The 10,741-nt window shown below is 68.0% G+C and carries 8 protein-coding genes; all 8 read right to left on the bottom strand.

Translation table 11 applies throughout. The annotated features are described in order from the left end of the window. Positions 1-243: 243 nt before the first annotated feature. The 8 genes from csrA to rnr all read right to left on the bottom strand — a co-directional run bounded on the left by csrA (position 244) and on the right by rnr (position 10,736). Positions 244-438 carry a carbon storage regulator CsrA gene (gene csrA / locus ACLFMY_RS02635; protein WP_410762980.1) on the bottom strand — a complete coding sequence of 65 codons (195 nt, stop codon included), beginning with the start codon at positions 436-438 and terminating at the stop codon, positions 244-246. A gap of 81 nt (positions 439-519) precedes the next feature. Then, positions 520-1,752, bottom strand: a complete 1,233-nt coding sequence (locus ACLFMY_RS02630; protein ID WP_410762979.1) for an aspartate kinase — start codon at positions 1,750-1,752, stop codon at positions 520-522. Positions 1,753-1,896: 144 nt separating this feature from the next. Further along, positions 1,897-4,512, bottom strand: a complete 2,616-nt coding sequence (alaS, locus tag ACLFMY_RS02625) for an alanine--tRNA ligase (protein ID WP_410762978.1) — start codon at positions 4,510-4,512, stop codon at positions 1,897-1,899. 108 nt (positions 4,513-4,620) lie between these two features. After that, positions 4,621-5,100 carry a regulatory protein RecX gene (locus tag ACLFMY_RS02620; protein ID WP_410762977.1) on the bottom strand — a complete coding sequence of 160 codons (480 nt, stop codon included), beginning with the start codon at positions 5,098-5,100 and terminating at the stop codon, positions 4,621-4,623. Positions 5,101-5,112: 12 nt separating this feature from the next. Next, positions 5,113-6,156, bottom strand: coding sequence for a recombinase RecA (recA, locus tag ACLFMY_RS02615; protein WP_410762976.1), 1,044 nt, complete (start codon positions 6,154-6,156; stop codon positions 5,113-5,115). Positions 6,157-6,243: 87 nt separating this feature from the next. Then, the gene (locus ACLFMY_RS02610; protein ID WP_410762973.1) at positions 6,244-7,425 is read right to left on the bottom strand and encodes a pyridoxal phosphate-dependent aminotransferase; all 1,182 of its coding nucleotides are present in this window, start codon (positions 7,423-7,425) and stop codon (positions 6,244-6,246) included. A 126-nt stretch (positions 7,426-7,551) separates the two neighbouring features. Next, positions 7,552-8,313: a 23S rRNA (guanosine(2251)-2'-O)-methyltransferase RlmB gene (rlmB, locus tag ACLFMY_RS02605; protein WP_410762972.1), complete on the bottom strand. Its 762-nt coding sequence runs from the start codon at positions 8,311-8,313 to the stop codon at positions 7,552-7,554. Between the two features lie 11 nt (positions 8,314-8,324). Next, positions 8,325-10,736 carry a ribonuclease R gene (rnr, locus tag ACLFMY_RS02600; RefSeq protein WP_410762971.1) on the bottom strand — a complete coding sequence of 804 codons (2,412 nt, stop codon included), beginning with the start codon at positions 10,734-10,736 and terminating at the stop codon, positions 8,325-8,327. Positions 10,737-10,741 lie beyond the last annotated feature (5 nt).

Raw genomic sequence — 10,741 nt, 5'->3', positions numbered from 1 at the left:
TCGAACCCTCGAAGGGGCTATAAACCCCTTACTCCCTTAGCAGGGGAGCGCCTTCAGCCACTCGGCCACCTCTCCAACAAGCGCCGCATGGTAGCGGCTTTGAGAGCAAGAATCAACGCCCGACCGGCGCACTCGTGCCCTCGCCTTCCGACCTCGACCAGGGCCCGGATGGGCAGACGCAACCCACCCGTCACGCCGTCAGACGGCGAGGCGGAAGGGGCAGCGGAAAACGTGGCAGGAAACTCAGGCCGACTCGTTGCTGCCGCCTTCGTCGGTTTCGTTCTTGATGCGCTGGTAGATCTCCTCGCGATGCACGGCGACATCCTTGGGCGCATCAATACCGATTCGGACCTGGTTTCCCTTGATGCCAAGCACGGTGATGGCGACGTCGTCACCGATGCGGAGCACCTCACCAATTCGGCGGGTCAAAATCAACATAACTCGTCAGCCTCTGTGGTAATGGGTCCGTCGATATCTCCGTTCGGACCCTGACTTTCTGATATTAGCCCGTCAGCCGGATCAACTCAGCGAAATCTCGGGAGTATCCAGCTCGAAGGCATCGTGCAGCGCGCGAACGGCCAACTCCAGGTACTTGTCGTCGATCACCACGGAGATCTTGATCTCGGACGTGGCGATCATGCGGATGTTGATCTTCTCCTCGGCCAGCACCCGGAACATCTTCGAGGCGATCCCGGCGTGCGACCGCATGCCGACACCCACCAGCGAGATCTTGACGATGTTGTGGTTGCCGGAGACCTCGCGCGCGCCGAGCTCCTCGGCGGTCTTGCGCATCAGGTCGAGGGCCTTGTCGAAGTCGTTGCGATGCACCGTGAACGTGAAGTCGGTGGTCTCGTCCGCACCGATGTTCTGCAGGATCATGTCGACTTCGATGTTGGCCTCGCCGATCGGGCCGAGGATCTTGTAGGCGATCCCGGGGCTGTCCGGCACGCCCTTGATGGTCAACTGGGCCTCGTCCTTGTGGAACGCGATCCCGGAAATTACTGGTTCTTCCACGCCGTCTTCCTCCAGGGTAATCAGGGTGCCGGGGCCGTCCTGGAACGAGGACAGCACCCGCAGGGGCACGTTGTACTTGCCGGCGAACTCCACCGAGCGGATCTGCAGGACCTTCGAGCCCAGGCTGGCCATCTCCAGCATCTCCTCGAAGGTGATCCGGTCCAGACGGCGGGCCTTGGGCACGACCCGCGGATCGGTGGTGTAGACACCGTCGACGTCGGTGTAGATCTGGCACTCGTCGGCATGGAGTGCCGCGGCCAGCGCCACGGCGGAGGTATCGGAGCCGCCCCGGCCCAGCGTCGTGATCTGGCCGTGCTCGTCCACGCCCTGGAAGCCCGCGACCACCACGACACGACCGGCGTCGAGGTCGCCACGGATCGTGTCCGTGTCGATCGACTGGATGCGCGCCTTGGTGTGCGTGCTGTCGGTGAGGATCCGCACCTGCGCACCGGTATAGGAGCGCGCGTCCTGGCCACGTGCCTGGAGGGCCATCGACAGCAGCGCGATGGTCACCTGCTCGCCGGTGGCCACCAGGGTGTCGAGTTCTCGCGGGGTCGGTTCGGCCTGGATCTCTCTCGCCATGCCGATCAGGCGGTTGGTCTCGCCGCTCATCGCGGAGACCACCACCACGACGGAGTCGCCTTTTTCCACCGACCGCTGCACGCGCTCGGCCACGGCCTGGATCCGGTCGACGCTGCCGACCGAGGTGCCGCCGTATTTCTGAACGATTAACGCCATAGGGTTTCCTTGAGCTTCAAGCGTCGGATAGGGATACGTTTCGCTGACGTGAAAAGGTCAAAGCAGCCGGACAGTATAAACCGACCACTTGACTTTTTCATCCGTGCCGACGAACCGGCGCGGCGGGAATGCCCCGCCGCATCGTCAGCCCAGTTGCCCTTCCACCCAGCGGCGCGCCGCTTCCAGCGCTCGGGAAAGGTTTTCCGGCTCACTGCCGCCGGCCTGCGCCATGTCCGGCCGCCCGCCACCCTTGCCGCCGACCTCGGCGGCGGCGACGTTGACCCAGTCCCCGGCCTTGAAGGTCTTGGTCAGGTCCTTGGACAGCCCCGCCACCAGCCGGACCTTGCCGTCGTCGACGGTGCCCAGCAGGATCGCGGCGGTGCCGAGCTTGTCCCGCAGCTTGTCCATGCTGTCCCGCAGGGCGCCGGCATCCGCGCCGGGCAGCTCGGCGACCAGCACCTTCGCCGGGCCGATGGTTTCCGCACTGTCGGCCAGCTCGTCGCCGCTGACCGAGGCGAGCTCGGCCTTGAGCTTCGCCAGCTCGCGTTCGAGCTGCCGGGAACGCTCCAGCATCTGCGCCACGCGCTCGGCCGCCTCGGTCTTCGGACCGCGCAGGAGCTCGGCGATCTCGCCGACCGTCTGCTCGGCGCGCTCGGCCTCGGCCAGCGCGGTGGCCCCGGTTGCCGCCTCGATGCGGCGCACGCCCGAGGCCACCCCGGACTCGGAAAGGATCTTGAACAGGCCGATGTCGCCGCCTCGTCGGGCATGCGTGCCGCCGCAAAGTTCCATCGAGAAGGGCCCCATGGTCACCACGCGCACGGTGTCTCCGTACTTCTCGCCGAACAGTGCCATCGCCCCGGCGGCACGCGCGTCGTCGATCGCCATCTCCCGGGTCTCGACGGCGTGGTTCTCGCGGATCTGGGCGTTGACCAGCCGCTCGACCTCGGTGAGCTGTTCGCGGCTGACCGGCTTGTCATGGGAAAAGTCGAAACGCAGGGCCTCGGGTCCCACGCGCGAGCCCTTCTGCTGGACATGGTCGCCCAGCACCTCGCGCAGCGCGGCGTGCAGCAGATGGGTCGCGGAGTGGTTCAGGCGGATCGCGGCGCGGCGGTCGGCGTCGATGCGCGCGGTGACCGCGTCACCCGGGGCCATGCGCCCGTCGGTGAGCGTGCCATGGTGCAGGATCACCCCGCCCTGCTTCTGCGTGTCATGGACCACGAAGCGCCCGCTGGCCGACTCGATCACGCCGGTGTCGCCCACCTGGCCGCCCGATTCCGCGTAGAAGGGCGTGCGATCCAGCGCGATCACGCCCTGCTGGCCGCCCTCGAGTGCCTCGGCCTGGCTGCCCTCGCGGGCCACCGCGACCACCCGGGCCTCGAGGGACTCGTTCTCGTAACCCTCGAACGCCGTCGGTTCGTCCGTGCCGATCTTGATCGTCTCGGCGGTGAAATGACTGGCCGCGCGGGACTGGGCGCGTCGCTCGGCCATCTCGCGCTCGAAACCGGCCTCGTCCACCGACAAGCCGCGCTCGCGGGCGATATCGGCGGTCAGGTCGAGCGGGAAGCCGTGGGTGTCGTAGAGCTTGAAGGCGGTCTCGCCACTGATCGTACCGCCAGCCGGCAGTCCGGCGACCGCCTGCTCGAGCACCTGCATGCCCGAGGCAAGCGTCTGCAGGAAACGCTCTTCCTCGGCGAGCAGGACGCGGGCGACCTCGTCGGCCGCCTCGGCCAGCTCCGGGTAGGCCTCGCCCATCTCCCGGACCAGCGGGGTGACCAGCTTGTGGAAGAACGGCGCGTCCTGGCCGAGCTTGTGGCCGTGGCGAGCCGCCCGGCGGATGATGCGACGCAGCACGTAGTCGCGCCCCTCGTTGCCGGGGCGGACGCCGTCGACGACCAGGAAGGCGCAGGAGCGGATGTGGTCGGCGATCACCTTGAGCGAGGCCGAGTCACGGTCGGCGGCCCCGGTCGCCTCGACGGCCGCGTCGATCAGGTGACGGAACAGGTCGATCTCGTAGTTCGAATGCACGCCCTGGAGCACCGCGGCGAGGCGCTCGAGCCCCATGCCGGTGTCCACCGAAGGCTTTGGCAGGTTGCTGAGCGTGCCGTCGGCCGCCCGGTCGTACTGCATGAAGACGATGTTCCAGATCTCGATGAAGCGGTCACCGTCCTCGTCCGGCGATCCCGGTGGGCCGCCGGGGATGTGCTCGCCGTGATCCCAGAAGATCTCCGAGCAGGGCCCGCAGGGGCCGGTATCGCCCATCTGCCAGAAGTTGTCCGAGCCGCCGCCGGGCTTGTCCCCGATGCGCAGGATGCGGTCCTCGGGCAGGCCGATGTCCTCCCGCCAGTGGGCATAGGCCTCGTCGTCGGTGTGGTAGACGGTCACCAGCAGGCGCTCGGCGGGCAGGCCGAGGGTGTCGGTCAGGAAGTCCCAGCCGTAGCGGATCGCCTCGCGCTTGAAGTAGTCGCCGAAGCTGAAGTTGCCCAGCATCTCGAAGAAGGTGTGGTGCCGGGCGGTGTAGCCGACGTTCTCGAGGTCGTTGTGCTTGCCGCCGGCACGCACGCAGCGCTGCACGGAGACGGCCCGCGGGTTGGCGCGCTTCTCCTGGCCGAGGAACGCCTCCTTGAAGGGCACCATCCCGGCGTTGGTGAACAGGAGGGTCGGGTCATTGGCCGGAATCAGCGACGCGGAGGGCACGACCTCGTGCCCCCGTTCGGCGAAGAAATCCAGAAAGGCTTGGCGAATCTCGGCGCTGGTTTTCATGCACGGACCATCTCGGGAAGCGGGTAGACAAAGGCCGCATTGTAGCGCAGCCCCGCGCCTTTTCCGATGGGTCGTGACAGGAGCGACCGGCGTGACCCCGTGTCGAAATCAGGGGTCCTGCCGCGAGTCCTCGGGCCACCAGCCGGCCAACCCGTGCGAGAGGTCGGGTGGGAAGCCGCGGCGGACGAGGTGACGGTGACGGCGCGCCCGGTCGGGAAAGTCCTGCGGCGGGCCGTTGAAACGCGCGAGCAGCTGCTCCCGGGCAATCGCCTCCCAGTCGCGGGGCTCGGCCTCGAAGGCCTCGCTCGCGGTGCCTTCGTCCACGCCCCGCTGCGCCAGTTCCGAGGCGATCCGGTCCGGGCCGTAGCGACGCGCCGCCCGGGCACGGATCAGGCTCTCGGCGTAGCGCCGGTCGGACTGCCAGCCCTCCTCGGCCAGCCGGTCGAGCACCTCGCCGATCTCGTCAGGCGCAAAGCCGCGGTCGGAAAGCTTGCCGGACAGTTCCAGCCGGCTGTGCTCCCGCCGGGCCAGCAGTCCGACCGCGCGCTTCTCGCAGTCGAGCAGGCGCCGCTTTTCCTCGTCGTCCATGCCGTGGCCGGATCAGGCCTGCTCGTCGACAGGCGCCTCGCTGGCCTCGGGCGCGTCGGCGACCACCGGCTTGGGCATCATGATCTCGCGCACCTTGGCCTCGATCTCCTCGGCGATCTCCGGGTTCTCGGCGAGGAACTGTCGGGCGTTGTCCTTGCCCTGGCCGATGCGGGTGTCGCCGTAGGAGTACCAGGCCCCCGCCTTCTGGATGATGCCGTGCTTGGCGCCCAGGTCGACCAGCTCGAGCAGGTGGGAAATGCCCTCGCCGTAGAGGATGTCGCACTCGACCACCTTGAACGGCGGCGCCATCTTGTTCTTGACCACCTTGATGCGGGTCTGGTTGCCGATGACTTCCTCGCCCTTCTTCACCGCGCCGACGCGACGGATGTCGAGACGCACGGAGGAGTAGAACTTGAGCGCGTTGCCGCCGGTGGTGGTCTCCGGGCTGCCGTAGGTGACGCCGATCTTCATCCGGATCTGGTTGATGAACATCACCATGCAGTTGGTGCGCTTGATGTTGCCGGACAACTTGCGCAGCGCCTGGCTCATCAGGCGAGCCTGCAGACCGACGTGGGAATCGCCCATCTCGCCCTCGATCTCGGCCTTGGGCACCAGGGCGGCGACCGAATCGACCACCACGCAATCGACGGCCCCCGAGCGGACCAACATGTCGGCGATCTCGAGTGCCTGCTCGCCGGTGTCCGGCTGGCTGACCAGCAGGTCGTCGACGTTCACGCCCAGCTTCTCGGCATAGCCCGGGTCGAGGGCATGCTCGGCATCGATGAACGCGCAGGTACCACCTTCCTTCTGCGCCTGGGCGATGGTCTGCAATGTGAGCGTGGTCTTGCCCGAGGACTCCGGACCGTAGATCTCAACCACGCGACCGCGCGGCAACCCGCCGATGCCGAGCGCGGCATCCAGCGAGATCGAACCGGTACTGATCACCGGGACGTTCCTTCGTCCCTCGTCGTTCATGCGCATCACCGCCCCCTTGCCGAACTGCCGTTCGATCTGGGACAGGGCGGCACCCAGGGCTTTCTTGCGGTTCTCATCCATCAGTCATCTCCCAGCCGCTCGGGCTTGAAATTCGGGCAAAACACGCGCGGTCGCGCCCCGGCGACCGCGCAGCAGAATGGCACAGGGTCAGGAGGCCGGCAGGATCGCCTCGATGCGACCGATGGCCTCGCGCAGGGCATCCAGCCCGGTGGCGTAGCTCAAGCGCACATGGCCCGGCACGCCGAAGGCCGAGCCGGGCACCACCGCCACACCGGCCTTCTCGAGCAGGTACTCGGAGAAGGCCACGTCGTCGCCGAGGTCCAGCGCACGCATCGCCTCGGAGACATCGGGGAAGCTGTAGAACGCCCCCTGCCCCGGCAGGCAGGACACGCCGGGCAGTTCGTTGAGCGCCTCGACCACGTAGTCGTGCCGCTCGCGGAAGGCACGCACCATCGCGTCGATCTCCGACTGGTCGCCGGCGATCGCTTCCTGCGCGGCCTTCTGCGCGATCGAGCAAGGCCCGGAAGTGCTCTGCGACTGGATGACCTTCATCGCCTTGATCAGGTCGGCCGGCCCGGCCGCGTACCCGATCCGCCAGCCGGTCATCGCGTAGGCCTTGCTCACCCCGTTGAGCACCACGGTGCGCGGGATCAGGTCCGGCGCCACCATCACGATGTTGGAGAACGGCTCGTCGGCCCAGAGGATCTTCTCGTACATGTCGTCCGTGGCGACCATGATCTCGGGATGATCGCGCAGCACCTCGGCCAGCGCTTCCCAGTCCTCGCGGGTGTAGGCCACGCCGGTCGGGTTCGACGGGCTGTTGAGCATCACCAGCCGGGTCTTGTCGGTGATCGCCGCCTCCAGCTGGCGCGGCGTCATCTTGAAGCCCTGCGACTGACCGGCCGAGACGATCACCGGCTCGCCGCCGGCCAGGCGCACCATGTCGGGATAGGAGACCCAGTACGGCGCGGTGATGATCACCTCGTCGCCGGGGTTGAGCAGCGCCTGGCAGAGGTTGTAGATGCTTTGCTTGCCGCCCGTGGAGACGATGATCTGGTCGAGGCCGTACTCGAGCCCCTGGTCGGCCTCGAGCTTGTCCGCGATCGCCTGGCGCAGCTCGACAATGCCCTCGACCGCGGTGTACCGGGTAAAACCGTCGCGGATGGCCTGGATGCCGGCCTCGCCGATGTGCTTCGGGGTGTCGAAGTCCGGCTCACCGGCACCCAGACTGATGATGTCCCGGCCGGCCGCACGCAGTTCGGCGGCCTTGGCGGTAACGGCGAGTGTGGGCGACGGACGGACCCGGCGGACCCGATCGGAAAGGTTCATGACGGCAACTGACTCCCTGGTAGGCGCTCGCTCGCGAGGCGAAAACACCGGACCACTGTGAAATGTAGTGACCCGCATTTTAACGGAAACGCGAAACGGTTTCGAAGCCCGGCGTCCGCCGGGCGGTCAGCCCCCGGCCAGACGCTGTCGACGGAACTCGAACAGGCAGACGGCCGAGGCCACCGATACGTTGAGGCTTTCCACCCCCGGGGCCATGGGGATATGGATCAGCTGGTCACAGCGTTCCTGGGTCAGCCGCCGCAGCCCGCTGCCCTCGGCGCCCATCACCAGGGCCACGGGCTCGCGGGCGAAGTCGCATTCGTACAGGGACACCGGGCCGCTGCCGGCGGCACCGACGATCCACACGCCCTGCTGCTTGAGGTCCGCCAGCGTGCGCGCGAGGTTGGTGACCTGGATGAAGGGGATACGCTCGGAAGACCCCGCCGAGGTCTTGCGCGCCGCCGGCGTCAGTCCGCAGGCCCGGTCCTTCGGCGCGATCACGGCCAGCGCGCCGGCGGCCTCGGCCCCGCGCAGGCAGGCGCCGAGATTGTGCGGATCGGTGACCCCGTCGAGCACCAGCAGCAGCGGCGGCTCGGTCGCGGCGGACAGCCGTTCGCCCAGTTCCGCCTCGTCACCAGCAGGGCGCAGCGCCATGCGGGCAGCCACGCCCTGGTGTCGCAGGGGCCGGCCGTCGCTGCGCAGCCGGTCGAACCAGGCATCGGGACGATCCTCGACCGCGACGCCGGCGGCGGCCGCCTGCGACCGGATACGCCGGACGCGACGGTCGGAACGCCCCTCGCTGACGGCGATCTCCGCGATCCGCTCCGGGTGACGATCCAGCGCCGCTTCGATGGCGTGAAAGCCGCCAATCCACGTCTCTTCCGCCACGACGCGAACCGTCAGCGGTTGCCGACGTTGTCCGCGGCCTCGTCGGCCGCCGCGTCGTCGTCCTTCGGCTCGCCGCCGTCCCCGCCCGTGTCTTCAGCCTTCCCGCCGGACGTGTTGCCACCGTTCTCGCCACTGTCCGGCTTGCGGCGCTTGCGCCGGCGCGGGCGGCGTTTCTTGGATCCCTCGCCCTTGTCCCCGGCGGCCGAGGCGCCGGATTCCTCGGCCTTGCCGCCGTCGGACGACTCGTCGTCCTCTTCCGGCAGCATGAAGTCGATCTTGCGCTCGTCGAGATCCACCCGGGCGACGCGCACGCGGATGGTGTCGTTGAGCGAGTAGGTCTTGCCGGTCCGCTCGCCCTTGAGCGACACGGACACCGGGTCGAAGTGGTAGAAGTCCTTGCTCAGGGCGGTGATGTGCAGCAACCCCTCGACGTAGAAGTCCTTGAGTTCGACGAACAGGCCGAAGCCCAGCACGGAGGCGACGCGACCCTCGTAGACGTTGCCCACCTTGTCGAGCATGAACTCGCACTTGAGCCAGTCGGTGGCATCCCGCGTGGCCTCGTCGGCGCGTCGCTCGTTGTTCGAGCAGTGCTCGCCGATCAGCAGCATCTCGTCGTGGCTGTAGGGGAAACCCTCGGCACTGCCGGTACGCAGCACGTGCCGGATGGCGCGGTGCACCATCAGGTCGGGGTAGCGGCGAATCGGCGAGGTGAAGTGCGCGTAATGCTCGTGCGCCAGGCCGAAGTGCCCCAGGTTCTCCGGCGCGTAGACTGCCTGCTGGAGCGAACGCAGCAGCAGGGTCTGGATGGTGGCGAAGTCGGGGCGGCCCTTGGCCTCCTCGATCAGGGCGTTGAAGTCCGCCGGGGTGGGCTTCTCGCCGCCGCCGAGGGTCAGCCCCTTCTCCTTGAGCGCGGCGCGCAGGTCCTCGATCTTCTCCGCCCCCGGGCGGTCGTGCACCCGGTAGAGCGACGGGATCTTGCGCCGGGCGAGGAAGCGACCGGCGGCCACGTTGGCCGCGATCATGCATTCCTCGATGATCTTGTGCGCGTCGTTGCGCTCGTAGGGAACGATCGCCTCGATCTTGCGGTCCTCGCCGAAGACGATCTTGGTCTCGATGGTGTCGAAGTCGATCGCACCACGGCGCTCGCGCTCGGCCCGCAGGACCTTGTAGAGCTCGTAGAGGGCCTCGACCGGCTTGATCACGTGGGCGTACTTCGCGCGCTCGGCCTGGTCGTTGTCCAGCAGCATCGCCGCGACGTTGTCGTAGGTCAGGCGCGCGTGGCTTCTCATCACCCCCTCGAAGAACCGCGAGCGGATGATCTGCCCCTGGTTGTTGATCAGCATCTCGGCGCAGAGGCAGAGGCGATCGACGTCCGGGTTGACCGAGCACAGGCCGTTGGAGAGAAGCTCGGGCAGCATCGGCACGACGCGGCCCGGGAAGTAGACCGAGGTCCCGCGGCGGAAGCCTTCCTGGTCCAGCGGCGCGCCGATGCGCACGTAGTGCGACACGTCGGCGATCGCGACCATCAGGCGGAAGCCCTTGGGGGTCGGCTCGCAGAAGACCGCGTCATCGAGGTCCTTGGAGTCGGCCCCGTCGATGGTGACCAGCGGCACGTCGCGCACGTCGACCCGGCCGATCTTGTCGGACTCGGCGACCTGGTCGCTCATGCCCTCGATCTGCTCCCTGACGGCCTCCGGCCACTCGTGCGGGATGCCGTGGGCACGGATGGCGACGTCGATCTCCATGCCGGGCGACATGTGATCGCCCAGCACCTCGACGACCCTGCCGACCGGCTTGTGCCGCTGGGTGGGCTGCTCGACCAGTGCCACGCGCACGATCTGGCCATCCTTGGCCCCGCCCAGCGCCTCCATGGGGATCAGGACGTCCTGGGTCATGCGCTTGTTGTCGGGGATGGCGAAGGCCACGCCGGCCTCGATCACCAAGCGTCCCACGATCTCGGCATTGGCGCGTTCGATCACCTCGACCAGGGCGCCCTCGGGACGCCCGCGACGGTCCTCGCCCACCACCTGCACCACGGCGCGATCGCCGTGCAGCAGCGCGCGCATGACGCGCGGGGAGAGGAACACGTCGTTGCCGCCCTCGTCGGGGACCAGGAAACCGAAGCCGTCGCGGTGGCCGATCACCCGCCCGCGCACCAGTTCGGCCTTGGTCACGGGAACGTAGCCGCCGCGGCGGTTGCGGATCACCTGCCCGTCACGCTCCATGGCACGCAGGCGCCGACGCAGCCCCTCGATGCGCTCCTCGTCGCCGTCGTAGCCCAGCTCGCTGATCAGCCGGTTGAGCGTGGTCGGCCCCTCCTGGCCCGCGAGGAAATCCAGCAGGAACTCGCGGCTGGCCACCGGGTTGTCGTATTTCTCGGCCTCGCGGGGGGCGTTGGGATCTTCGAGGTGTGATTCGGTCATGGATA

It is taken from the genome of Guyparkeria sp. (assembly GCF_046545975.1).
In the GTDB taxonomy this organism is placed as follows: Bacteria; Pseudomonadota; Gammaproteobacteria; order Halothiobacillales; family Halothiobacillaceae; genus Guyparkeria.
Note: the sequence above shows the minus strand (reverse complement) of the source record. Positions and strands in the feature narration are given on the sequence as shown.